This is a genomic window from Kitasatospora sp. NPDC059973 (assembly GCF_042737525.1).
Lineage (GTDB): Bacteria > Actinomycetota > Actinomycetes > Streptomycetales > Streptomycetaceae > Kitasatospora.
On the sequence record NZ_JBHWUI010000027.1, the window covers coordinates 37088 to 60433 of the forward strand.

The following is a 23346-nucleotide window of genomic DNA, read 5'->3' on the forward strand; positions in this document are numbered from 1 at the left end:
GACCACTACCCCCAAGGAGACGACATGAGCGCCACCAACCCGTTCGAGGACGACGACGCCCGTTACTTCGTGCTCGTCAACGCGGAGAACCAGCACTCCCTCTGGCCCGCCTTCGCCGAGATCCCGGCCGGCTGGACGGTCGTGCACGGCGAGGACAGCCGTGAGGCGTGCACCGCCTACGTGGACGCCAACTGGACGGACATGCGCCCGGCCAGCCTGGTCGCCCGTACGGCCGCCGCCGGCGTCTGACCCACCACAGGGGGGACGGCCCGACCGGGCCGTCCCCCCGCCCCGTATTCGAATCAGTGACCAGACGGGCGAGCGATCGAGTGAGCGATGTGAGCAACCGACAGACGGAACCCGCCGCGGGGCCCCGGGACGGCCTGACGGCCGAGGAACTCGCGGACGAGGACCTGGCGCCCGGAGCACTCTCCCCGGAGCGCCGCCGTCGGGCCCGCGCCCTGCTACGAAGCTCCCTGCGGCCCCACCGGGCCACGGTGGCCGCGGCGATGGTGGCGGCGGCGATCCGCCAGATCGCCCTCCTGGCCGTGCCGTGGTGCGTCAGCCAGGCCCTGGACGAGGGCATCAAGCCCGGCGACGGCGGGGCCCTGCTGCTCTGGTCCGGCGCCGCCGCCGGCGCCGCCGCGGTCCAGTTCGTCGGCCTGTACGGCTGGCAGTACTGGGCCGGCTACGCCGATGCCAAGGTGGGCGCCGACCTGAGGGGCCGACTGCTGCGCCACCTCTCCGGCCTGGACCGGGCCGCGCTCGCCTCGCGCGGGCACGGCGACCTCGCCATGCGCGCGACCCGCGACACCGACCTGGTCCGCGAGTGGGTGCACGGCCTGGCCGTCTGGGTGGTGCTGGCCACCACCTTCGTGGTCCTGCTGCCCGCCCTCGCCGCCCTCGACCTGACCCTGCTGCTGGTCACCCTGGCGACCCTGCCGTTCCTGGTCTGGGTCAACCTCCACTTCCCCAAGCGGTTCGCCGCCGCCAGCGGTGAGCTCTCCCGGGCCCACAGCGAACGCGCCGACGCCGTCGCCGACCTGCTCCAGGTCGGCACCGGCCTGCGCGGCACCGGCGGTCACCGGCCCCTGGTCGACCGCCACCACACCGCCAGCGCCGACGTCACCGACCGGACCGTCGTCGCCGCCCGGGTGGAGGCCGGCTGGGCGGCCGTGGCGCCGTTCGTCCCCCGGCTCGCCGTCGCGGCCGGCGTCGGCATCGGCGGCCTGGCCGTCCTCGACCGGCGGCTCTCCATCGGCGACCTGGTCGCCTACACCTCCTGGATGGCGATCATCACCCTCGCCACCCGGGTCCTGGTGGACCGTCTGCTGGAGCGCGGCCAGGCCGACGTCGCGGCCGCCCGGATCGACGAGGCCCTCTGCATCCGCCCGGTGGTCGCCGAACCCGCCCCCGACCGGGCCGTGCACCTGCCCGCCGCCGGCACCCTGGTGCTGGCCGGCGCCACCGCCGTCCGGGACGGCCGGACCGTGCTCGGCCCGGTCGACCTGGCGGTCGGGGACGGCGAGTTCGTCGCCCTGGAAGGCGCCACCGGCTCCGGCAAGAGCACCCTGCTGCGCCTCGCCGTCCGCCTCGACGACCCGGACGCCGGAACCGTCTCCTACGGCGGCGTCGACCTGCGCGACGTCCGGCTGGACGAGGTCCGCTCGCGGATCGCCTACGTGTCCCAGCGGCCGGTCCTGCTCTCCGGCACCGTCGCCGACAACCTCCGGCTCGGCCGCGAGTTCGACGACGCGGCGCTGCACGAGGCCTGTCGGACCGCCGGCATCCACGACCAGCTCACCGCGATGCCCGACGGCTACCTGACCGAGCTGGGCGAGGGCGGCACCGCCCTCTCCGGCGGCCAGGTCCAGCGGCTGGCCATCGCCCGCGCCCTGCTCGGCGACCCCCGGGTGCTGCTGCTGGACGACTCGACCTCCGCGCTGGACACCACGACCGAGAAGCTCGTGCTGGAACGGCTGCGCGGCTGGGCCGCCGGCCGGACGGTCGTCTTCGCCTCGCACCGCGGCGCCGTCCTGGAGGCCGCCGACCGGGTGGTCCGGCTGCGCTCCCAGGCCTCCGACGACACCGCCACGACGACCCCCGGCACCCCCGGAGCCGACCCGACCGAAAGGCCCGAGAGCGCCATGACTGTGACCACCGCGGAGGCGGCCCATGGCTGAGCAGCCCCTGCTCCAGGACGAGGCGGACCACCGGGGGGTGCTGCGCCGGGCGGCGCCGTACCTGCGCCCGCACCGGGCCCGGCTCGTCGTCGCGCTGCTGGTCGGCCTCGCCGACTCCGCCGCGCTGGTCGCCGTCGCCCCGCTGGTCGGCGTGGCCGCCTACGCGCTCGACCACGAGGACCGCGGCGGCCTCGGCCTGGCCGTCCTGCTGCTCGCCGTGTTCGCGGTCGGCCAGCTGGTGCTGGCCCGGGTCGGCGAACTGCTGCTGATCCAGGGCGGCGAGCAGGTCGTCCGCACCCTGCGCGAGCAGTGCGTGGAGAACCTGGCGACCGCGCCGCTGCGCTTCCTGGAGACCCACCGCAGCGGCGAGCTGCTGCGCCGCTCGACCGGCGAGGTCGCCGCGCTGGCCGCGTTCGTCCGGCTGCACCTGCGCAGCCTGGTCGCCTCGGTGGCGACCCTGGTCTTCACCCTGGTGATGCTGGCCTGGTACTCCTGGGTGCTGCTCCTCGTCCAGCTGGTCGTCTTCGTCCCGCTGACCCTGCTGGTCACCCGCTGGTTTCAGCGCGACGCCGGCGCGGCCTTCGGCGCCAAGGCCGGCGCGGAGGCCACCGTCGCGGCCACCTTCTCCGAGACCCTGACCGCCCGTGAGGCCCTCCAGACCTCGCGCGGCCTGGCCGGGTGGACGCGCCGCTTCGACGGCGAGAACACCCGGGCGGTGCACGCCGCCCGCCGGGCGCTGCGGGTGGAGAACCGGATCGACCTGGTGAGCCTGATCGAGGGCCTGGCCCTCGTGGTGCTGCTGCTGGTGGGCGGCTGGCTGGTCGTGCGGGGCACCCTGACCATCGACGCCGTGGTCGTCTTCGTGCTCGCCAGCCGCAACCTCTTCGACTCCTTCGCCGACCTCTCGCAGCTGGTCGGCGAGGTGCAGACGGCGCGCACCGGCCTGGCCCGGCTGCTGGACCTGCTGGCGGCGACCGCCCCCGCGGACCGCCCGAAGACGGCCGCCGCCGCCCTGCCGGCCCGGGGCGACCTGCGCTGCGAGGGCGTCGAGTACGCCTACCGGGCGGACGGCCGCACCCTGCACGGGATCAGCCTGGACTTCCCCGAGGGGAGCCGCACCGGGGTCGTCGGCGAGACCGGCTCCGGGAAGACCACGCTGTCCAAGCTGCTCTGCGGCCTCTACCACCCGGACTCCGGCACCGTCAGCTTCGCCGGCACCGACCTCGCGGCCGTGCCCGAGGCGGAGCTGCGCCGCCGGATCGTGCTGGTACCGCAGGAGGTGCGGATGGTCACCGGCACGGTGGCCGAGAACCTGGCCCTGGTCCAGGGCGCACCGGACCGCGCTGCCATCGAGCGGACGGTCGACCAGCTGGGCCTGCGGGCCTGGCTCGCCGAACTGCCGGGCGGTCTGGACGCGGAGGTCGGGCTGCGCGGCGGCAACCTGTCGGCGGGGGAGCGGCAGATCCTCGGCCTGGTCCGCGCGGTGCTGGCCGACCCGGCCGTCCTGGTCCTCGACGAGGCGACGGCCGACATCGACCCGGCCACCGCGGCCCGGCTGGAGCACGCCCTGGACGAGCTGCGGGCGGACTGCACGCTGATCGTGATCGCGCACCGGCCGGCCACCATCGCGCGGCTGCCCCGCGTCGTCCGGCTGGACGGCGGCCACCTGGTCGGTGACGAACCGGCAGGTGGGCTGCCGATCGGGGCGACGCGACTGGTCTGACAATGCGAGGTTAGGCTAACCTAATCGGAAGTGAGTGCTGGTGCCGCTCCCCGTTCACCGGGGGGCGGCTCCCGCGCCTCCCGGCCTGCGCACACCTCCCACCGGATTGGGCTGACCGATGACCACAGAGACCGCGCCACCGCGCATGCGGATCGTTCGCCACCCGCTGAAGTACCGCCTGCTGGAAGTCCGGCGGGTCACCCGGGTCACGCCCGGCACGGTGCGGGTCACCTTCGGCGGTCCCGACCTCGAAGGTTTCTGCGAGCAGGCCCCGACCGACCACGTGAAGCTCTGCTTCGCCGAGGACGGGGCCGCCCTGCCGGTCGTGCCGGTGGTCGAGAACGACACCTGGATGGACGCCCCGGTCGAGCCGATCACCCGCGACTACACCGTGCGCCACTACCGGCGGGCCGAGCAGGAGCTCGACATCGACATGGTGCTGCACGGCGCCGGCGTCGGCTCCAGCTGGGCCGAGGCCGCCGAACCCGGCATGCGGCTGGGCGTCCTGGGCCCGCGCGGGTCGGAGGAGATCCCCTTCGTCCACGACTGGTACCTGCTCGCGGCCGAGGAGACCGCCATCCCGGCGCTCGGCCGCTGGCTGGAGATGCTCCCCGCCGGCGTCAAGGTGATCGCCTTCGCCGAGGTGCCCGGGCCCGAGCACGAGCAGGTCTTCGAGACCGCCACCGACGCGACCGTCACCTGGCTGCACCGCGGCGACGCCCCGGCCGGCAGCACCGACCTGCTGGAGCGGGCCGTCCGCGCGGCGCAGCTGCCGCCCGGCCTGGGCTTCGCCTGGGTCGCGGGTGAGGCCAACGCGCTCAAGCCGATCCGCCGTCACCTGCGGGCGGAGCGCGGCCTGGACCGCCACCAGGTCGACGTGGACGGCTACTGGAAGCGTGGCGTCGCCAACCACGACCACCACGAGGGCGAGCACGAGCACGCATGACGACCGCCACTGCGCCGCGCGCCGCGGCCGGGGCGAAGATCACCCCGCCCGGGCGGATCGGCACCGGCCGACGGCTGGCCTGGCTCCTCGGAGCACTGATGCTGCTGGCCCTGCTCGCCCTCGCGGGCATCGCGATCGGCGCCCGTTACATCCCGCCCGGCCAGGTCCTGCACGTCCTGTTCCACCACGAGCCCACGTCCGAGGACTGGATCGTGGTGCACCACGCGCGGATCCCGCGCACGCTGCTCGGCATCGCCGTCGGCGCCGCCCTCGGGGTCGCCGGCGCGATGATGCAGGCGCTCACCCGCAACCCGCTGGCCGACCCCGGCCTGCTCGGCGTCAACGGCGGCGCCGCCGCGGCCGTGGCGGCCGGGACGGCCCTGTTCGACCTGCGGAGCTTCCACTCCTACATCTGGTTCGCCCTGGCGGGCGCCGCCGTCGCGGCCCTGGTGGTGCAGATCCTCGGTGGCGGCGGCCGGGCCTCGGCGACCCCCGCGCGCCTCGCGCTGGCCGGAACCGCCGTCACCGCCGTGCTGACCGCCTTCGTCAACGGCCTGATCCTGCTCGATCCGCTGACCCTCAACCGGTTCCGGTTCTGGCAGGTCGGCACGCTGGCCGGCGTCGACTCCGCGGTGCTCGGCCAGGTGCTGCCGTTCCTGGCGGCCGGCGGAGCGCTCGCCCTGCTGCTGGGCCGTCCGCTGAACGCCCTCGCCCTCGGCGACGACGCCGGGCACGCGCTGGGCGCCCACCCGGCCCGCACCCGGGCGTTCAGCCTGGTCGCCGTCACGCTGCTGTGCGGCGCCGCCACCGCGGCGGTCGGCCCGATCGCCTTCGTCGGCCTGGCCGTTCCGCACCTCGCCCGCCACGTCTGCGGCCCGGACCAGCGCTGGATCATGCTGCTCTCGGCGGTCCTGGCCCCGGTGCTGCTGGTCGGCGCGGACATCCTCGGCCGGGTGCTCCTGCACCCGGCGGAGCTCCAGGCCGGCGTGGTCACCGCCTTCATCGGCGCGCCGCTCTTCATCGCCCTCGTCCGCGGCCGAAGGATCGCCCAACTGTGAACAGCCCCCTGACGGTCTCCCGGCCCGCCGCACCCGTCGTGACCGCACCGGACGGCCCCGCCGCCCGGCCCCCCGTCCCGCTGCGGGCGCTGCGGCTGCCCGGCGGGCGCTCGCTGCGCTGGCACCGCCGGGCGACGGTGGTCGGCGGGCTGCTGGTGCTCGCGCTGCTCGGCGTCTGCGCCTGGCTGCTGACGGCCGGTGACTACCCGCTGCCGGTCTCCGACGTGATCGACGTGCTCACCGGCGGCGGCGTCCGCGCGGACCGCTACATCGTCATGGAGGTGCGGCTGCCGCGGCTGCTGACCGCCCTCCTGGTGGGCGCCGCGCTCGGCCTGGCCGGCGCGCTCTTCCAGACGCTCGCCCGCAACCCGCTGGGCAGCCCGGACGTCATCGGCTTCACGGTCGGCTCGGCCACCGGGGCGCTGGCGGTGATCCTGGTGATCGGCGGCAGCGCCGCCACCGTCGCCTTCGGCGCCGTGGTGGGCGGGCTGGTCACCGCGTTCCTGGTCTACCTGCTGGCCCGGCGCGGCGGCACCCAGGGCTACCGGCTGGTGCTGGTCGGCATCGGGGTCAGCTCGCTGCTCTCCTCGCTCAACGCCTACCTGATCGCCCGGGCCTCGTTCAGCGACGCGCAGAGCGCGGCGGTCTGGCTGACCGGCAGTCTCAACGCCCGCGGCTGGGAGCACTGCGGGCCGATGGCGCTCGCGCTGGCAGTCCTGCTGCCGGCGGCGGTGCTGCTCGGCCGCCCGCTGCGGATGCTGGAGATGGGCGACGACGCGGCCTCCTCGCTCGGGGTGCGCACCGAGCGGGTGCGGATCTGGCTGGTGCTGATCGGCGTCGCGCTGACGGCCGCCGCCACCGCCGCGGCCGGCCCGGTCCCGTTCGTGGCGCTGATCGCCCCGCAGGCCGTCCGCCGGCTGACCCGGGCCACCGGCCCCAACCTGGTGGGCTCCGCGCTGCTGGGCGCGGTGCTGCTGGCCGTCAGCGACCTGGCGGCGCAGCGCCTGCTCGCCCCCACCCAGCTGCCGGTCGGTGTGTTCACCGGCGTGGTGGGCGGCTGCTACCTGGTCTGGCTGATCGCCGGTCAGTGGCGGGCCTCGCGCGGCTGACCCCGCACAGCCGAAGTCCCCGGGTCCGATCACGGACCCGGGGACTTCGGCTGTCCGGCGGCGGTCTCAGCCCTCCAGCGTCCTGAGGAAGACCAGGGAGCGGCGGGCCGGGTCCAGCCGGTCGGCCCAGGCCCGCGGTGCGAGCGCGGCCGGGATCTCCTCGAAGCCGTAACGGCGGAAGAGCGCTCCGCCGCCGGTGCTGGCGGTGACGAGGGTGCGCACCCCGTGCCGCCCGGCCTCGTCCAGCAGGGCGTCCAGGAGCTGCGAGCCGAGGCCCGCGCCGCGCAGGCCCTCGCGGACGCAGAAGTTGTGCACCAGCCCGGGGGCGGGGTGGGCCGGGAGCTCGGGGGCGAGCAGTCGCAGCGCCACGCAGCCGTCCGGTCCGGACGGGCCGTCGACCAGGAGGAAGCGGTCCTCCGGCGAGCGGTAGTCGGCCGGCCGGCGGCGGCGCAGCTCGCCCGAGACCATGGACGGCTCGGAGAGCGCGAAGAGCGCCGCCGCGTCGGCCGCCGTCGCCCGCCGTACCGGCAGGATTCCGGTGACGGTGCGGCTCACCTGGTCCTCGACCGGTGTCCGGGTGCCATCGGGACCACCAGCGGGGTACCGGTCTGCGGGTCCTCGATCACCTGGCAGGGCAGGTCGAAGACCTTCTCGACCAGCTCGGCGGTGACGATCTCGCCGGGCGGGCCCTGGGCCACCACCGCGCCGTCCCGCATGGCGATCAGGTGGCTGGCGTAGCGGGCGGCCTGGTTGAGGTCGTGGAGCACCGCGACGAGGGTGCGGTTCTGCTCCTCGTGCAGCCGGGCGCACAGGTCGAGGACCTCGACCTGGTGGGCGATGTCGAGGAAGGTGGTCGGCTCGTCGAGCAGCAGCAGCGGGGTCTGCTGGGCGATGGCCATCGCCAGCCAGACCCGCTGTCGCTGGCCGCCGGAGAGCTCGTCGACGAAGCGGGCGGCGAGGGTGTCGACGTTGGTGGCGGCCATCGACTCCGCGACCACCCGGTCGTCCTCCCTGGACCACTGCCGGAACAGCCCCTGGTGCGGGTAGCGCCCGCGGGAGACCAGGTCGGCCACGGTGATGCCGTCGGGTGCGGTGGAGCTCTGCGGGAGCAGGCCCAGCCGGCGGGCGAGTTCCTTCGAGGGCAGCGCGCTGATCTGCTCGCCGTCCAGCAGGACCCGGCCGGCGGCCGGCTTGAGCAGCCTGGCGAACGCCCGCAGCAGGGTGGACTTGCCGCAGGCGTTGGGGCCGACGATGACGGTGAAGGAGCCGTCCGGCACGCCGATCGACAGGTCGGTCGCGATGGCGCGGTCGCCGTAGCGCAGCGTCACGTGGTCGGCGTAGAGCCGCCCGGACTCCTCGGGCGCGGTCACGAGGCCTCCAGGAGCTGGTCGGTGGTCAGCACGACGGCGCACTTCTCGGCGGCCCAGCGCAGGCCCTCCAGGTGCTTCTCGGCGGAGAAGTCGGCGGTGGCGTCGGCCACCACGAAGGCCTGGATGTCGCGGCTCCAGGCGTCGGCCGCCGTCATCAGCACGCCGATGTGGGCGTAGACGCCGACCAGCACCAGTTGGTCGCGGCCGGACCGGGCCAGGATGTCGGCCAGTTCGGTGCGGGCGAAGGCGCTGTACTTCCACTTGAGCAGCAGGGTGTCGCCCTCGGCCGGGGCGACCGCCTCCGGGACGGCCTGCGCCCACGCGTCGGCGGGCAACCCGGGCCCCCAGAAGTCCAGTTGGAGGCCGCGCTGCTCGGGGGTCTGCCCACCGCGCTGGTGCGAGTAGACGACGGGCACGCCGTTCCCGCGGGCGTACTCCAGGACCTGGGCGGTCCGGGCGAGGGCCGGGGCCAGCGGCGGGCCCTCGGCGGGGAACGCGGACAGGAAGTAGTTCTGCAGGTCGTGGACGAGCAGGACGGCCCGGGCGGGGTCGACCCGCCACGGGACCTTGGGCGCGGGGAGCTGGTCGACCCGCGGGGGATCGTACGGGGCGATGGTGGGCAGAGCCATGGTGTCTGGACTTGCTCTCTTCCGGGGCGGAGCGTCAGGAGGTGGTGGTGCGGAGGTCCTTCTTGCTGACCTTGCCGATGCCGGTCTGCGGGAACTCGGTCACGAACTCGACCAGGTCGGGCACCTTGTAGTCGGCCAGGCCGCGGGCGCGCACGAAGGCCTTCAGCTCGACCACGCGCGGGCGGGGCGCCTCGGGGCGCAGGATCACGTAGGCCCGGCTGCGTTCGCCGAGGTGCTCGTCGGGCACGGCGACCACGGACACGTCGTGGACGGCCGGGTGGGCGAGCAGCACGTTCTCGACCTCCTCGGCGGCGACCTTCTCGCCGCCCCGGTTGATCTGGTCCTTGGCCCGGCCCTCGACCACCAGGTGGCCGGTGGGGGTCCGGCGGACCAGGTCGCCGGTGCGGTAGAAGCCGTCCCCGGTGAAGGCGGTGGCGTTGTGCTCGGGCGCGTTCCAGTAGCCGCGGATGGTGTACGGGCCGCGGGTGAGCAGGTGGCCGGTGGCGCCGTCGGGCAGGTCGCGGTCCTCGTCGTCGACCACCCGCACCTCGTCGGCGGGGGAGATCGGACGGCCCTGGGTGGTCAGCACGGTGTCCTGCGGGTCCTCGGGCCGGGTGTAGTTCACCAGGCCCTCGGCCATGCCGAAGACCTGCTGGAGGCCGCAGCCGAGCGCGGGACCGAGCCGGCGGGCGGCCTCCTCGCTGAGCTTGGCTCCGCCCACCTGGAGCAGGCGCAGGCTGGAGAGGTCCCGGCCGGCGCCGGGCGCCGCGTTGGCCCAGGCGAGGGCGAGCGGCGGGACGACGCCGGTCAGCGTGACCCGCTCGCTCTCGATCAGCGCCAGCGCGGTGGCCGGGCTGGGCTCGGGGGCGAGGACCACCCGGCCGCCGGCGTGGAAGACACCGAGGCTGCCGGGGGAGCTGAGCGGGAAGTTGTGCGCGGCGGGCAGCGCGCAGAGGTAGACGGTCTCCGCGCTCAGCTCGCAGATCGCGGCGGACTCGCGGACGCTGTACAGGTAGTCGAAGTGGTAGCGGGGGATCAGCTTGGGCAGGCCGGTGCTGCCGCCGGAGAGCTGGAGGAAGGCCAGGTCGGTGGCGGCGGGAGGGTCCTGGACCGGCGCGGGCTCGTCGGCGCGCAGGTCGTCCAGCGAGGTGTACGGCCCCGGGTCGCCGGCCACGAAGACCTCGGCGAGGGCGGGCACCGCGGCGGTGACCCGGCCGGCCATCTCCCGGTAGTCGAAGCCGGCGTGCCGGTCGGCCACGATCAGCGCGCGGGCCCCGGCGAACTCGCAGAAGTAGGAGATCTCGGCGTGCCGGTGGGCGGGCAGCGCCATCACCGGCACCACCCCGGCGCGCAGCGCGCCGATGAACACCTCGTAGAACTCGGCCACGTTGGGGAGCTGGAGGACGATCCGCTCGCCCCGGCGGATGCCCCGGGCCAGCAGCCCGGTGGCCATCCGGTCGGCCCGCCGGTCGAGTTCGGCGTAGCTCCACCGACGCTCCCCGTCGACGACCGCGATCTGCCCCGGCTGCTCGGCGGCGTGCCGGCGGACCATCTCGTCGAGCAGTTCGTCGGTCCAGTAGCCGGCCGCCCGGTAGCGGCGGACGTACTCCTCGGGCCAGTCGGTCACTTGTCGTCTCCCAGTCCGGCGGCGTGGAGAAAGGTGCGGAACTTCGCGCTGGTCTCGGCGAGTTCGTGCTCCGGTACGGAGCCCGAGACCACACCGGCGCCGGCGAACAGCCGCAGGCCGTCCCCGTCGGCCTCCGCGCAGCGGAGCGTGACGACCCATTCGCCGTCGCCGTCGGCGTCCCCCCAGCCGACCACCCCGGTGTAGAACCCGCGGTCGAAGGGCTCCAGCGTACCGATCAGCGCGCGGGCCCGGTCGGTCGGCGTCCCGCAGACCGCCGGCGTGGGGTGCAGGTCGAGCGCGAGGTCGAGCGCGCTGGTGGCGGGGTCGCGCAGGGTGCCGGTGACGACCGTGGACAGGTGCCACATCGCGGCGGTGCGGATCACCGACGGCCGCTCGGGCACGACCAGGTCGTAGCAGTGGGGTTCGAGCGCGCGCCGGACGGCGTCCACCACGAAGGCGTGCTCCGCGAGGTCCTTCGGCGACTCCAGCAGGGCGGCGGCGCGCCGCCGGTCCTCCACCGGGTCGTCGCTGCGCGCGGCCGAGCCGGCCAGCGGGTTGGAGGTCACGGCGGTGCCGCGCCGGGAGACCAGCAGCTCGGGGCTGGCGCCGACCAGGGTCGCGCTGCCCTCGCCGGGGACGGCGAAGGTGTAGCCGTGCGGGTCGCGGTGGATCAGCCGGCGGAGCATGGCCGGGAGGTCGGCGCCGCCGGGGGTGGACAGCTCCAGGGTCCGGGCGAGGACGACCTTGCTGAGTTCGCCGTCCGCGGCGAGGATCCGGACGGCGTCGGCGACGGCGTCCCGGTAGCCCTCGGGGGCCGGGACGGCACGGCTGGTCCAGACCGGGCCGGTGCGGTCCCCGGGCGCGAGCCGCAGCAGCGGGTCGTCGTGGACCGGCTGGGCCCACTGGGTCCGGTCGGGTATGAAGAGCGCGGCCGGGCGGCCGGGGGCGAAGGGGACGGCGCCGACCACGAGCGGGTCGGGCCGCTCCGGGGTGCGCGCCTCCCGCAGCAGGCGGGTGGCCTCGGCGGGATCGGTGACGGCCGCCCGGCTGCCCGTGGCGAGCAGCGTCCGTCTCGGACCGGCGAAGAACGCCCGGTCGGGCCCCGGGCGGTAGGCGGCCAGCAGGGCACCGCCGACGCGGTGGTCCGCGGTGGTGCCGCCGGTCTCGTTCACTGTGGTCATGCTGCTCCGTTCGGAAAGGCGGGATCGGCTCTGCCCGGTGGATCGTCCGACCGGTGGATCGAGTGCGGGGGAGAGGACGGCTCAGGCGCGCAGGGTGGCTCCGCCGTCGACGTAGAGGTCCTGCATGGTGATGTGCCGGGCCCGGTCGCCGGCCAGGAACACCACGGCCTCGGCGATGTCCTCGGGGTCGGCGATCCGGCCGAGGGGTATCCCGACCCGGTAGCTGGCCGGGTCGCCGTCGATGACGCGCTGTTCGGCGGCGTCGTCGCGCCACAGCGAGCGCTGCATCTCGGTGTCGGTCGAGCCGGGGGAGACCAGGTTGCAGCGGACGCCCGACCGGGCGAGCTCCAGGCCGAGGCAGCGGACGAACATCGCGGTGGCGGCCTTGGACGCGGCGTAGGCGGCCATCGTGGTGCGCGGCACCCCGGCGGCGTTGGAGCCGACGGTGACGATGCTGCCGGCGCCGCGCTCGGCCATCCGGCGTCCGACCGCCCGGCAGGTGTGGAACACCCCCGTGGTGTTGACGGCGAAGGTGGCTGCCCAGTCCTCGTCGGTGGTCTCCACGGCGAGGGCCGGGCGCAGGATCCCGGCGACGTTGACCAGGATGTCGATCGGGCCGACCGTGCGCTCCACGCGCTCGACCCCGGCCTCGACGGCGGCGGCGTCGGTGACGTCCAGCAGGCCGAGCCCGGGGCCGTCGGCCCGCCGGTCGGTGGCCACGACGTGGGCCCCGCGCTCGGTGAGCAGGCGGGCGACCGCGGCGCCGATGCCCTGGGCCGCGCCGGTGACGAGCGCGACGCGCCCGTCGAACTCCGCGGTGCGGTCGGGGCCGGCCGAGGCCCGGACTCCCGTGTCGGTGGCGGGCGGAGCGGGGACGTCCACGGGGGAAGTCGGCATGAGAGATCTCCGGGAGCGGGCAGGTCGGTCGAATGGGCTGAGCACCACAGTTCGGTAAGGCTAGCCTAACCATGTTTCCCTGGGGCGACCAGGGTGGGTGTGCCCCGGAGTGGTGTTCTCGGTGTCGCGATCAGGGGGGCCCCGCTGTCGGCCGACGGGCTGGTGCCCGGCCCTGACGCCCCCACCGGGCGCCCGATGTCCCGGATTCCCCCGACACTCCCCCGATCGCCGAGGGATCCTTGACGTGACTTCATAAGTTAGGCGAGGCTAACCTTATGTCGATCGGTTCCCCGTCGCGGGCCGGCCGGGGTGGCCGAGGCCCGTCCCGCGCCCCCGTGCGGACGCGCGCACGCCGATCGGCTGCTCCCCGGCGGCGGGTCCCACGACCCGCCGGCCGTGGCCGACCTCCGGGCCGGCGGCGGCTCCGCCCCGCATGTGCAACGGCTCCCGCCCGGGCCCGTGTCCCGGTGAAGATTGGCTGACCGGATGAATCCCTCCGCACCCGGGGCTGCTGGCACTGAGCAGCTTCCTCATGTCCCGCACCGGCCAGGCCGCCCGTCGACGCCTCGCGATCCAGGCGGAGCGCCGCGGGCTCCGGCTCTGGCACGTGATGGTGCTCTGCGCACTGGAGGAGGACGGCAGTCACTCCAAGGGCGAGCTGGCCGCCCGGCTGGAGATCGGCTCCAGCGACGTGATCAAGGTGGTCGACGACCTGGTCGGTGCCGGGTACGTCACGTGCACCCGCTCCTCGGCCGACCGCCGACGGGTGCACGTCGACCTCACCGCGCCGGGCCGGTCGGCGGCGGCCGGGATCAACTCGGACCGGGCCGCCGCCGACGACGAAGTCCTCGCCCCACTGTCCGGCGAGGAGCGGCTCCGGCTGTTCGACATGCTGAACCGGCTGAACGGCCACCTGGGGCAGGCCGAGGCCGGGCCCGACCGGCCCGCGCCCCGGCCCGAACCTCGGCCGGTCCGCGGGCACGCTCGGTGAGGTGTCGGCCCGTCAGCAGCTGCACCCCCACTCGGGCGTCCGGGGCGTGTCGGGAAGGGCGGTGGCGCGGAGCGCCCCGGCGGGCGCGGGGTGGACGGTGCGGCCGGCCTTGATGGTCTCGACGACGGTGATGTCCTTGATCTCCTCGGGGTCGACGGCCAGCGGGCTGGCGCTGAGGATCACCAGGTCCGCGAGCTTGCCGACCTCGATGGTGCCCTTGCGGTCCTCCTCGAAGTACTGGCGGGCCGCGTTGACGGTGATCGCGCGCACGGCGTCCAGGGCGTCGACGCACTGCTCGGGGCCGACCACCACGCCCTCGGTCCGGCTGCGCCGGGTCACCTGGCTGGACAGGATGGCGATCGAGTTGGGCAGCGCCACCGGGGCGTCGTGGTGCGAGGTGTAGGCGAGGCCCTCGTCCAGCGCCCAGCGGGCCGGCGAGATGGTCGCGGCCCGCTCCTCCCCGAGGACGGTGCCCCGGTACCAGTCGCCCCAGTAGTAGGTGTGCATGGAGAAGAAGGACGGGATGACGCCCAGCCGGGCGAACTCCCGGACCTGGTCCCGGCGGGCGGTCTGCGCGTGGATCGCCACCGTCCGCCGGTCGGCGGGCCCGGTCAGCTCGGTGGCGCCCTCGACCGCCCTGAGGAACTGGTCGATCGCGGCGTCCCCGTTGACGTGGGCGAGCACCTGCCAGCCCCGGGCGTAGGCGGTGCCGACCTGCTTCAGGACGGTGCTGTCGTCCTCGATCGCGGGGTAGCCGCGGTAGTCGTCGGGCAGTCCGGCCGGCGGGGTCAGGTACGGCTCGGTGAGCCAGGCGGTGCGGCCCTGCGGCGAGCCGTCCAGGACCAGCTTCACACCGGCCGCGCGCACCCCGTCGACGTACTCCCGGCTCGCGCCGACCGGGTCGTCCTCCGGGGCGTCGGCGAGCAGGTCGGCCTTGACGTAGGCGACCACGTCGATCTTGAACGGCACGGCGGCGGCGGTGTCCCGCAGCGCCTTGAGGTTGGCCGGGCTGGTGCCGCCCTCCTGCACGGTGGTGAAGCCGAACCGCGCCGCCGACTCCGCGCCCTCGATGAACAGGGCCAGCAGCGCGGCCTCGGGCAGGCCCGCCATCGCCAGCTCCGAGGCGGGATTGAAGGCCTTCTCCTCCAGCACCCCGTCGGGCTCGCCGTAGGAGGGCGGTACCGCGAGCTCCCGGCGGCGGATGACCCCGCCCTCCGGGTCCGGCGTGGCGGCGCCGTACCCCAGGCGCTCCAGGCCCAGGCTGTTCACCGCGCCCAGGTGGAAGGACTGGTGGATGGCCAGCACCGGGCGGCTGGTGGAGACCTCGTCGAGGTCGTCACGGGTCGGGTGGACGCCCTCGGCGAGCATCGCGTCGTCGTAGCCGAAGCCGATGATCCAGTCGGAGTCCCGGCCCACCGGGCCCTCCGCCCAGGCCCGCAGCTTCTCCTTCAGCGTGGCGAGGTCGGCGACGTCCCCGTCGGGCTCGGCCAGCAGGTCGGCGATGGTCGCCTGCAGCCCGATCCCGCCCAGGTGCCCGTGCGCGTCGACGAACCCCGGCAGCAGCGCCCCTCCCGCGAGGTCGCGCAGCCGCGTCCGAGGCCCCCGCCAGCCGTCGACCGCTTCGTCGAGGCCGCCGACGAAGACGATGAGCCCGTCCTTGACCGCGACGGCCTCCGGCGCCGGCCCGTCGGCGACGGTCACGATGTCGCCGCCGTGGAAGATGAGGTCGGCCTGCTCGGCCATGCTGCTGCCCCTTGGGTGGATGCGAATGGTGACCGGGCCACTACCCCACGTGATCGTTCGTCAACCCTCCACCGGATCGCCCGCTCCGCGGTCCTGCGGCGAGCCGCCCGCCCGGCACGTCGCCCCGAGCCGGGCGGGGAACGGCCGACCGCGCACCTCGCGGTCCGGGCCGGCCACGCGGTCTGCCGGGGCCCTTCGGCGCGGGGAAGCCCGGGTGCCGCCCGCCCGCCCGGCGGCGCTCTTGCCAGGAACCGGGGAACGGCGTGGCCGGGAGGCCCGCACCGTCGTCTCCTGAGCCACCGGCGGCCCGGTCGGTGGCCGCCCCACCGGCAGCCCGCCGCTTCGTCCGCTGCCCGGGCCGCCCGGGGCCCGGACGCCCGGCATGTGCGAGGACCCGCGGCGCACTGGCATGATCGCCGCATGGCAGAACGCATCATCGGCGCTTGTGACGGCGCTTCGAAGGGCAACCCCGGTCCGGCCGCCTGGGCCTGGGTCATCGCCGACGCCGACGGCCGGCCGCAGCGCTGGGAGGCCGGGCCGCTCGGCCGCGCGACCAACAACGTCGCCGAACTGACCGCGCTGAAGGAGCTGCTGGGCGCGGTCCGGCCGGGAGTGCCGCTGGAGGTCCGGATGGACTCCCAGTACGCGATGAAGGCGGTCACCCAGTGGCTGCCCGGCTGGCGCCGGAAGGGCTGGAAGACCGCCGCCGGGACTCCGGTCGCCAACAAGGACCTGATCGTGGCGATCGACGCGCTGCTGGCCGGGCGCGACGTCGAGTTCGTCTACGTCCCCGCGCACCAGGTCGACGGCGATCCGCTGAACGCCGTCGCCGACCGGGCGGCGAGCGACGCGGCGGTGGCCCAGCAGCCGGCGAGCGGCACCTCCGTCGACGCGCCGCTGCCCGCCCCCCGCGCGGACGCCGCACCGACGGCCGGGCCTCGGCAGGCCGGGGCCCCGGCCGCCAAGCGGACCGGCGGCCGCGCGGGCGCCAAGTCCGCCGGGGGCCGGACCAAGGCCAAGTTCCCCGGCTCCTGCCGCTGCGGCCGCCCGTACGCCGTCGGCGACCCGATCGCCAAGAACCCGGACGGCTGGGGCCACCCCGACTGCGCCCAGGCCGCCGAGGCCGGCACCCGCTCCACCTGAGCCGTCCCGGTCCGCCCGGCCTGCCCGGGCGGACCGCGGGTCGGGCGGTCAGCCCCGGTCCGACCCCTTGCGGGAGTTCAGCAGCAGCGGTAGCAGCGAGAGCACCACGACGCCGCCCACCAGCAGCCACAGGTAGCTCTCGATCCCGGGGACGGCGGCGCCCAGCCAGTACCCCATCAGCACCAGGCTCTGCGACCAGAGCACACCGCCGACGATCTGCCACACGGTGAAGGTCCGGGTGGGCACGTCCAGCATGCCCGCCAGCGGACTGAGCACGGTCCGGACCAGCGGCACGAAGCGGCCCAGGACGATCGCCTTCCGGTAGCCGTAGCGGCGCAGCAGCGCCTCCCCCCGGGCCGCCGCCGACTTCAGCCGCCCGCTGCGGCTGCGGGCCAGCGCCGGCCGGCCGCCGTGGCGCCCGAGCAGGAAGCCCACCTGGGCCCCGGCCACCGCCCCCACCGCGGCGCAGAGCATCACCTGCCAGAGCGACAGGTGGGGCCCGGAGCGGCTGCCTGCGGCGCAGAGCACCCCGGCGGGCAGCAGCAGGGTGTCACCGGGGAGGAAGAACCCCACCACCAGCAGTCCCGACTCGGCGAACACCACCACCAGCACGGCCAGCGCGCCGAAGGCGGCGAGCAGGGAGTCCCCGCTCGTCGGGTCGACGGCCAGCAGCACGCCGCTCACCCGGTCCCGGCCGCGGCCGTCCGCCGGTCCGGGTGTCGTCCTGCGGGAGAACTGGGCACGTGGTGAACCGTACTCGCGCGCCCGCGCCACCCGCCACAGCAAGCGGTGCGCGGCCCGGCGGGGCCCGCCGTCCGGCCGCCGCCGGCGAGGGTGAGTTGCCCGCCTGTGCACCGGGCCGACATGCGCGGGACGCCCGGAGGTCACGCGGATCGAGTGGGATCGGCCCGGCTCTCCCGTTCCCGAGCGACCCCTGGACCCCCCATGCGACGCACCCTCACCTCCACCGTGGCGCTGGCCGCGTCCGCGCTGCTGTCCCTGGCCGTGGCCGTCCCCGCCCAGGCGCACGGCGGCCCAGCGGCGGGCCCGGCCTTCGGCACGCCGGCCGGCGCCACCACCAAGGCGCCCTACCGGCCGCTGCAGAGCGTCCGGAGCCTGCAGCAGGCACCGGCCGGCTACACCGCGGTCCTCACCCAGACCGTCTCCCGGCACGGCGCCCGCGCGCTCAGCGACAGCGAGGACGGCGACCTCCTGGTGAAGCTCTGGCAGCAGGCCGCCGACGAGGGTGCGCTGACCCGGGTGGGCAAGGGCTTCGGCCCGGACGTGCGGGCGCTGCTCGACGCCAACGCGAAGGTGGGCTACGGGGCGCTGACCGGGCAGGGCCGGCGGGCGCTCCAGGACACGGCCGAGCGGATGGAGCAGCGGCTCCCCGGCCTCTTCCGGCGGATCGCCGCCGGGGCCGACGACCCGGCGGGCCCGGACCGGATCGACGTGGTCAGCTCCGGCCAGCCCCGGGCGGTCGACTCGGGCACCGAGTTCACCAAGGGCCTGCTGGCGGCCGAGCCGGCGCTGGCGAAGGCCGTCGACCCGGCCCGGACCGACACCGACCTGCTCTACTTCCACAAGTCCGCCGTGAACAAGGACTACACCGACTACGTCAAGAAGGACCCGCGGCTGGCGGCCACCCTCGCGGCGGTCAGGGACCAGCCGCGCAGCCACCGGGCGGCCCGGAAGGTGCTGGGCCGGATCTTCACCGGGCCGTTCGTCGACCGCCTCGCGGCCGGCGGCTACCCCTTCGCCGGGAACGAGGTCGACGCGGCCCAGGCCGTCTTCAACCTGTACAGCGTCACCGCCGACCTCACCGACGAGGGCGACTGGCACCTGGGCCGCTACATCGGCTCCGAGGAGGCCGCCTGGTTCGGCTACCTCGACAACGCCGAGGAGTACTACACCAAGGGCCCGGGCTTCGCCGGTCAGGACATCACCTACAAGATGGCCGGAGTGCTCCTCGACGACCTGTTCCGCAAGGCCGAGAACCGCCGGGCGGGCACCGGCGGTCCGGCCGCCGAGCTGCGCTTCACCCACGCCGAGGAGATCATCCCGCTCGCCGCGCTGATGCGGCTGCCCGGCAGCACGACCCAGGTCACCGAGGCGTCCCCGTACACCTACGCGCGCAACGCCTGGCGCGGCGCGACGGTGGCCCCGATGGGCGCGAACATCCAGTGGGACCTCTTCCGCAAGGGCGACGACTACCTGGTCCGGATGCTGTACAACGAGCAGCAGACGGCCTTCCGGCCGGGCTGCGCGCCGGTCTCGAAGGGCAGCTACTTCTACGACCTGGACGAGCTGGAGCGCTGCTTCGGCCGGACCGCGTAGCGGACGGGGCACCCGGGCGGCCGGTGGCCGCGGGCCCGGTGGCACGGAGGGTCAGTCCCGTGTGCTGTACTACGCGTTCACCGATTCCCCACAGCCCCTCAGGAGTGACCCGCCGGATGAGTGCCACCTGCCCGCAGTGCGAGGCGTCCGACCGGTCCGTCCCGGTGTCGCGGGCTCTCGCGGACACCACGGAGCCGCTCGAGGAGCCGGTTCGCGCGCTGCTCGCCCCGCCGCCCGAGCCGAAGCCGGCCCGGGAGCTGAGCGGCGGCGCGATCGCGCTGTCCGCCCTGGCGGCGATCTTCGCCGTGGTCGGGATCCTCTCGCTGGTCCGCGACCGGGAGGACCTCTCCGGGTACGACGCGGCCTACCGGGCGGGCTACCTGGCCGGTCCGTTCGTCCTCCCGCTGATCCTGCTGGCGGCCGCCGCGATCGTGGAGCTCGTCGCGCGCTCCCGCCGCCGGCCCGGCTCCGGGTCCCCCGAGGAGGCGGCGCACCGGCAACCGCACGCCCGGGTGTGGCAGGCCGGGTGGCTGTGCCGGCGGTGCCGGGTCGCGTTCTTCCCCGAGGCGTCGATCCGCCCGGGATTCCCCGCCTCGCCGGCGATCCCGCTGGAGCAGTTCCCGCACTGGGTGATGACCGCCGCCGAGCGGGCCTTCGGCGCGCAGGCCCGGCCCGTGGCGGGCTGACACCGTCCGGGCGGGTCCTCCGCCGGTGCCCGGTACGGCCGGTGGCGGCGCCGGGGCCGGGGGAGGAGGATGGCCACGCCGAGGAGGTGTGGCCGAGTGGTGGACGAACAGGGCATCCCTACGGGCGCGGTGAGCGGCGCGGTGGGGGCCGGCAACGGCCCGGCGCTGCGCCTGGAGGAGGTCGCGCGGGAGGGGCCGGGCGCCCGGCAACCCGCGCTGAGCGTGGCCGACGCCCGTACCGGGCGCAGCACCGGGATCCCGCCCGGGCGGCGGATGCTGCTGCGGGTCGGTGTCCGGCTGGGCTGCGCCGGCGGCCGGATCGGGGCGGGGGACCTGCGGGCCGCGCTGGTCGGTGACGTCCTGCAGAGGGTCGCCGAGATCGAGGGCCTCCAGGTGGTGCGGGTCCTCGCCGTGCCGGAGGGCGCCGCCGCCGACTTCGGGCGTGCCGCCGCCGCTCTCGGTGTCCACCCGCCGGTCGCCGTCGTCGCCTCCGGTGATCCGGACGGTCCGCTGGGCGGCCCGCCGGACGTCCAGGTCCTGGCGGCGGACGCCGAGCGGGCGGGCGGGGCGGGCGTCTGGCTCGGGGTCGGCCCCGCCGGGCCGGACCGGGGCGGCGAGCTGGCGGCCGGTCTCGGCTCCGGCGCCGTCGACGCCTCCGCGCTGCGGCTGGCCCTGCTCGCCCGCCCGTACCGCGAGCCGGTCGTGGCGGGTCCGCGTGAGCTGGCCGAGGCGGCGGGCACGCTGCGGGACTGGCGGCGGCAGGTCGCCTACTGGGCCTGGGGGCCCTCGAAGCCCGTGCCGGACGAGATCCGGCGGGAGGCCGCGGCCGCGTTCACCGGGGACCTCGACACCCCTGCGGTGCTCGCCCTGCTGCACCGCGTCGGGGCGGCCTCCGGGCTCGCGGACGGGGCCCGCTTCGAGACCTTCGCCGCCCTGGACCGGGTGCTGGGGCTGGAACTCACCCGCGACGTCGGCCGCGGCTGACCGGTCCGCCCTCCCGCCACCGACGCGCCGTCAGCCCCCTTGAGCCCTGGGCGCGGCGGACGGCGGCGGCCTCGCCCCGGGCGGGCACCGGCGCCGCCGCCGACGCCCTCGGCCGTGGACGCCGCCCGGCCGGGGATCAGGCCTGCGGCCGGGGTGTGACCAGGGTGCCGTTGATGACGGTGCGCAGGATCCAGGCCAGCCGCTGCTCGGGCGTGCCGGAGAGGAGGTCCGCGCCGAGCGCGGTGATGCGCGGGTGGTCGGCCGCGGTGGTCGCCCGGAGCGCGTCGGCCAGCGCGCCCTGCTCCGCCTCGGCGCGGGCGTCCTGGTCGCGGCCGGCCTGCTCGGCGGCGATCGCGGTGGCCGCCAGGAGCAGGACGTCGACGCCCCAGGCGGCCTGGCCGTCGGGGACGTCCCCTTCGTGCAGCAGGGCGAGGACGGCCTCGACGAGCGCGAGGTAGTTCGGCCCCGAGGGGCGGGCCAGCAGGGCCGAGTGCGCCAGGCTGGGGTGCTGGAACAGGACGTGCGTGTACGAGCCGAGGACGGCGGCAAGGCGCTCGCGCCAGTCGCCCGGCGCGCTCAGCGGCCCGAGGTCGACGGCGCCCAGCAGCTCCTCCAGGATCGCCGCGTGCAGCTCGGCGGTGTTGGCCAGGTAGACGTACAGCGACGCCGGGCCGGTGTCGAGCTCCTGGGCGAGCCGGCGCATGGTGACGCGCGGAAGGCCCTCGGCCCGCATGATGCGGACGGCCGTGTCGACGATGCCCTCGTAGGTGAGCGCGGGCTTGGCGGGCCGCTCGCGGCGGCTCCGGGGGGCGGGGGAGCGTGACGTCACGCCGTCGAGCCTAACGATCGCGTTCGGGACGAACAAGATCGGCGCCCCGACGAACACTTTGGCAGCCAGACGAAACTTCGACACCCAGGCGAACATGTTCGTTAAGACCTTGTTCCTGACGAACATGTTCGTTACGTTGGAGAAGGAGGGCGCGCCGCCCGCTCGTCCCGAGCCGCCGGCCCGACCGCCCCCACCCGCGACCCCACGCCCCCACCCGCCCGAGGAGCACGCCATGACCACCACCCACCACCCCCTCGCGATCGTCGGCGCCGGCCTCGGCGGTCTGACCCTGGCCCGCGTCCTCCAGGTGCACGGCATCGCCGCGACCGTCTTCGACCTGGAGCCCTCCCGGGAGGCCCGCACGCAGGGCGGCATGCTCGACATCCACGGCGACACGGGCCAGCGTGCGCTCCGCGCGGCCGGCCTGTACGAGCCCTTCCTCGGTCTCGTCCACCCGGGCGGCCAGGCCATGCGGATCGTCGCCCCGGACGGCGCCGTCCGCCACACCGAGGAGGACGACGGCAGTGGCGACCGCCCCGAGGTGGACCGCGGCCGGCTGCGCGACCTGCTGCTCGACTCCCTCGCGCCCGGCACCGTCCACTGGGGGCGGAAGGCGACCGGCGCCCGCCCGCTCGGCGACGGCCGTCACGAGCTGCGCTTCCAGGATGGTTCGGCCGTCACCACCGACCTGCTGGTCGGTGCGGACGGCGCCTGGTCCCGGATCCGCCCGCTGCTCTCCGCGGCGACGCCGGCCTACACCGGCGTCTCCTTCGTCGAGGCCGACCTGCACGAGGCGGACACCCGTCACCCGGCCGCGGCGGCCCTGATCGGCGGGGGCTTCTTCTTCTCCCTCGGGGAGGGCAGGGGCTTCCTGGCCCACCGGGAGGGCGACGGCAGTCTGCACGTCTACACCGCCCTCAAGGTCGCCGAGGGGTGGCTGGACAGCGTCGACCTGGCCGACACCGCCGCCGCCAAGGACGCCGTCCTGGCCCACTTCGACGGCTGGCACGAGAGCCTGCGGGCGCTGGTGGGGGAGGCCGACGGCGCGCTGGTCGGGCGGCGCATCCATGCCCTGCCGATCGGCCACCGCTGGGAGCGGACCCCCGGTGTGACCCTGCTGGGCGACGCCGCGCACCTGATGTCCCCGTTCGCGGGGGAGGGCGCCAATCTCGCGATGCTCGACGGGGCCGAACTCGGCCTGGCCCTCGCCGCCCACCCGGGCGACGTCGAGGCCGCCCTGCGGGCCTACGAGGAGCCGATGTTCCCGCGCGGCGCGGCCTCGGCCGCCGAGTCCGCCGCGAGCCTGGCGCAGATGTTCGGCGAGCGCGCGCTGGAGGGCCTGCTGGAGCGGTTCGCCGCCACCGGTTGATCGCCCGCCGGTCCGGGCTCCTCGCGCTCGCGGCCCTACGCGGGGGCGACGGCCCGTTCCAGCAGGCCGTGCAGCAGCTGCCTCTCCTGTGCGGTGAGGCTGCCCAACGGCGAGCCCTCGGTGAGGAGTTCGAGGAGCCGTTCGCGCAGCGCGGTGCCCTCGGCGGTGAGCACGAGCTGCTTGGCGCGGCGGTCGGTGGGGTGCGGGTGCCGCTCGATCAGCTGCTGCTTCTCCAGCTTGTCGACGACGAAGGTGGTGTTGGAGGGCTCGCAGCTCATGCGCTCGGCGAGCTCGCGCATGGTCATCGGCCCGCTCATCTCCCGCAGCGCGGCCGCCTGGGAGGGGGTGAGCCCGAGGGTCGCCGCGCGCACGCGCACGTGCTCGACGATCCGCTGGTTCAGCCCGTTCACCAGGCCGCACAGCTGTCGCACGGCGATGGCCTGCGGCTCGGAGAACGTCGTCATGGCGCCCACTCTAGCAGTTCGTCAAGCCGACATAATTGCAGCTTGAATGATTCGAACTTGATGCTTATGGTGGCGTC

22 protein-coding genes are annotated in these 23346 nt (G+C 75.4%); 12 read left to right on the forward strand and 10 right to left on the reverse strand.

Annotation, left to right across the window (positions count from 1 at the left end; translation table 11 throughout):
• Nucleotides 1–24: 24 nt before the first annotated feature.
• From ACFWA9_RS10445 to ACFWA9_RS10470, 6 genes are all read left to right on the forward strand, one after another.
• Nucleotides 25–249 (forward strand): MbtH family protein, encoded by a 225-nt coding sequence (locus ACFWA9_RS10445; RefSeq protein WP_352290088.1) that lies wholly within the window; start codon nt 25–27, stop codon nt 247–249.
• Nucleotides 250–338: 89 nt separating this feature from the next.
• The gene (locus ACFWA9_RS10450; RefSeq protein WP_380385372.1) at nt 339–2183 is read left to right on the forward strand and encodes an ABC transporter ATP-binding protein; all 1845 of its coding nucleotides are present in this window, start codon (nt 339–341) and stop codon (nt 2181–2183) included.
• Nucleotides 2176–3906 carry an ABC transporter ATP-binding protein gene (locus ACFWA9_RS10455; protein WP_380385375.1) on the forward strand — a complete coding sequence of 577 codons (1731 nt, stop codon included), beginning with the start codon at nt 2176–2178 and terminating at the stop codon, nt 3904–3906. Before ACFWA9_RS10450 ends, ACFWA9_RS10455 begins: the two co-directional genes overlap by 8 nt.
• 118 nt (nt 3907–4024) lie before the next feature.
• Complete coding sequence (locus ACFWA9_RS10460) at nt 4025–4852, forward strand: siderophore-interacting protein (RefSeq protein ID WP_380385378.1); 828 nt, start codon at nt 4025–4027, stop codon at nt 4850–4852.
• Nucleotides 4849–5910: a FecCD family ABC transporter permease gene (locus ACFWA9_RS10465; RefSeq protein ID WP_380385381.1), complete on the forward strand. Its 1062-nt coding sequence runs from the start codon at nt 4849–4851 to the stop codon at nt 5908–5910. The genes ACFWA9_RS10460 and ACFWA9_RS10465 overlap by 4 nt, the downstream gene beginning before the upstream one ends.
• Nucleotides 5907–7019, forward strand: coding sequence for a FecCD family ABC transporter permease (locus ACFWA9_RS10470; RefSeq protein ID WP_380385384.1), 1113 nt, complete (start codon nt 5907–5909; stop codon nt 7017–7019). The genes ACFWA9_RS10465 and ACFWA9_RS10470 overlap by 4 nt, the downstream gene beginning before the upstream one ends.
• 66 nt (nt 7020–7085) lie before the next feature.
• Here ACFWA9_RS10470 and ACFWA9_RS10475 read toward each other — a convergent pair whose 3' ends face one another.
• The 6 genes from ACFWA9_RS10475 to dhbA all read right to left on the reverse strand — a co-directional run bounded on the left by ACFWA9_RS10475 (nt 7086) and on the right by dhbA (nt 12723).
• On the reverse strand, nt 7086–7574 hold the full coding sequence (locus ACFWA9_RS10475) for a GNAT family N-acetyltransferase (RefSeq protein ID WP_380385387.1): 489 nt from the start codon (nt 7572–7574) through the stop codon (nt 7086–7088).
• Nucleotides 7571–8389 (reverse strand): ABC transporter ATP-binding protein, encoded by an 819-nt coding sequence (locus tag ACFWA9_RS10480; RefSeq protein WP_329491527.1) that lies wholly within the window; start codon nt 8387–8389, stop codon nt 7571–7573. Before ACFWA9_RS10480 ends, ACFWA9_RS10475 begins: the two co-directional genes overlap by 4 nt.
• Nucleotides 8386–9018, reverse strand: a complete 633-nt coding sequence (locus ACFWA9_RS10485; RefSeq protein ID WP_329491528.1) for an isochorismatase family protein — start codon at nt 9016–9018, stop codon at nt 8386–8388. Before ACFWA9_RS10485 ends, ACFWA9_RS10480 begins: the two co-directional genes overlap by 4 nt.
• Nucleotides 9019–9052: 34 nt before the next feature.
• Nucleotides 9053–10645 (reverse strand): (2,3-dihydroxybenzoyl)adenylate synthase, encoded by a 1593-nt coding sequence (locus ACFWA9_RS10490; protein ID WP_380385391.1) that lies wholly within the window; start codon nt 10643–10645, stop codon nt 9053–9055.
• Nucleotides 10642–11826 carry an isochorismate synthase gene (locus tag ACFWA9_RS10495; RefSeq protein WP_380385393.1) on the reverse strand — a complete coding sequence of 395 codons (1185 nt, stop codon included), beginning with the start codon at nt 11824–11826 and terminating at the stop codon, nt 10642–10644. Before ACFWA9_RS10495 ends, ACFWA9_RS10490 begins: the two co-directional genes overlap by 4 nt.
• 81 nt (nt 11827–11907) lie before the next feature.
• Complete coding sequence (gene dhbA, locus ACFWA9_RS10500) at nt 11908–12723, reverse strand: 2,3-dihydro-2,3-dihydroxybenzoate dehydrogenase (RefSeq protein ID WP_380385396.1); 816 nt, start codon at nt 12721–12723, stop codon at nt 11908–11910.
• 532 nt (nt 12724–13255) lie between these two features.
• Here dhbA and ACFWA9_RS10505 point away from each other — a divergent pair.
• Nucleotides 13256–13714 (forward strand): MarR family winged helix-turn-helix transcriptional regulator, encoded by a 459-nt coding sequence (locus tag ACFWA9_RS10505; RefSeq protein WP_380385399.1) that lies wholly within the window; start codon nt 13256–13258, stop codon nt 13712–13714.
• A gap of 12 nt (nt 13715–13726) precedes the next feature.
• On the opposite strand, the gene ACFWA9_RS10510 is transcribed toward ACFWA9_RS10505, so the two are convergent.
• Nucleotides 13727–15457, reverse strand: coding sequence for an amidohydrolase (locus ACFWA9_RS10510; RefSeq protein WP_380385402.1), 1731 nt, complete (start codon nt 15455–15457; stop codon nt 13727–13729).
• Nucleotides 15458–15877: 420 nt separating this feature from the next.
• Between ACFWA9_RS10510 and ACFWA9_RS10515 the strand changes: the two genes are divergently transcribed.
• The gene (locus ACFWA9_RS10515) at nt 15878–16600 is read left to right on the forward strand and encodes a ribonuclease H (RefSeq protein ID WP_352290114.1); all 723 of its coding nucleotides are present in this window, start codon (nt 15878–15880) and stop codon (nt 16598–16600) included.
• Between the two features lie 48 nt (nt 16601–16648).
• On the opposite strand, the gene ACFWA9_RS10520 is transcribed toward ACFWA9_RS10515, so the two are convergent.
• Nucleotides 16649–17272: a DedA family protein gene (locus ACFWA9_RS10520; RefSeq protein WP_380385435.1), complete on the reverse strand. Its 624-nt coding sequence runs from the start codon at nt 17270–17272 to the stop codon at nt 16649–16651.
• A 273-nt stretch (nt 17273–17545) separates the two neighbouring features.
• Between ACFWA9_RS10520 and ACFWA9_RS10525 the strand changes: the two genes are divergently transcribed.
• The 3 genes from ACFWA9_RS10525 to ACFWA9_RS10535 all read left to right on the forward strand — a co-directional run bounded on the left by ACFWA9_RS10525 (nt 17546) and on the right by ACFWA9_RS10535 (nt 20607).
• Nucleotides 17546–18937, forward strand: a complete 1392-nt coding sequence (locus tag ACFWA9_RS10525; protein WP_380385405.1) for a histidine-type phosphatase — start codon at nt 17546–17548, stop codon at nt 18935–18937.
• A gap of 116 nt (nt 18938–19053) precedes the next feature.
• Nucleotides 19054–19623 (forward strand): hypothetical protein, encoded by a 570-nt coding sequence (locus tag ACFWA9_RS10530; protein WP_352290118.1) that lies wholly within the window; start codon nt 19054–19056, stop codon nt 19621–19623.
• Nucleotides 19624–19719: 96 nt separating this feature from the next.
• Nucleotides 19720–20607 (forward strand): hypothetical protein, encoded by an 888-nt coding sequence (locus ACFWA9_RS10535; RefSeq protein WP_380385408.1) that lies wholly within the window; start codon nt 19720–19722, stop codon nt 20605–20607.
• A 136-nt stretch (nt 20608–20743) separates the two neighbouring features.
• Here the strand turns inward: ACFWA9_RS10535 and ACFWA9_RS10540 are convergent, their stop codons facing one another.
• On the reverse strand, nt 20744–21436 hold the full coding sequence (locus ACFWA9_RS10540) for a TetR/AcrR family transcriptional regulator (RefSeq protein ID WP_380385411.1): 693 nt from the start codon (nt 21434–21436) through the stop codon (nt 20744–20746).
• Between the two features lie 232 nt (nt 21437–21668).
• On the opposite strand from ACFWA9_RS10540, the gene ACFWA9_RS10545 reads away from it, so the two are divergent.
• Entirely contained in the window at nt 21669–22805 is a 1137-nt protein-coding gene (locus tag ACFWA9_RS10545) for an FAD-dependent oxidoreductase (protein WP_380385413.1), read from the forward strand.
• A 35-nt stretch (nt 22806–22840) separates the two neighbouring features.
• Here ACFWA9_RS10545 and ACFWA9_RS10550 read toward each other — a convergent pair whose 3' ends face one another.
• On the reverse strand, nt 22841–23269 hold the full coding sequence (locus tag ACFWA9_RS10550; protein ID WP_329491540.1) for a MarR family transcriptional regulator: 429 nt from the start codon (nt 23267–23269) through the stop codon (nt 22841–22843).
• Between the last annotated feature and the right edge of the window lie 77 nt (nt 23270–23346).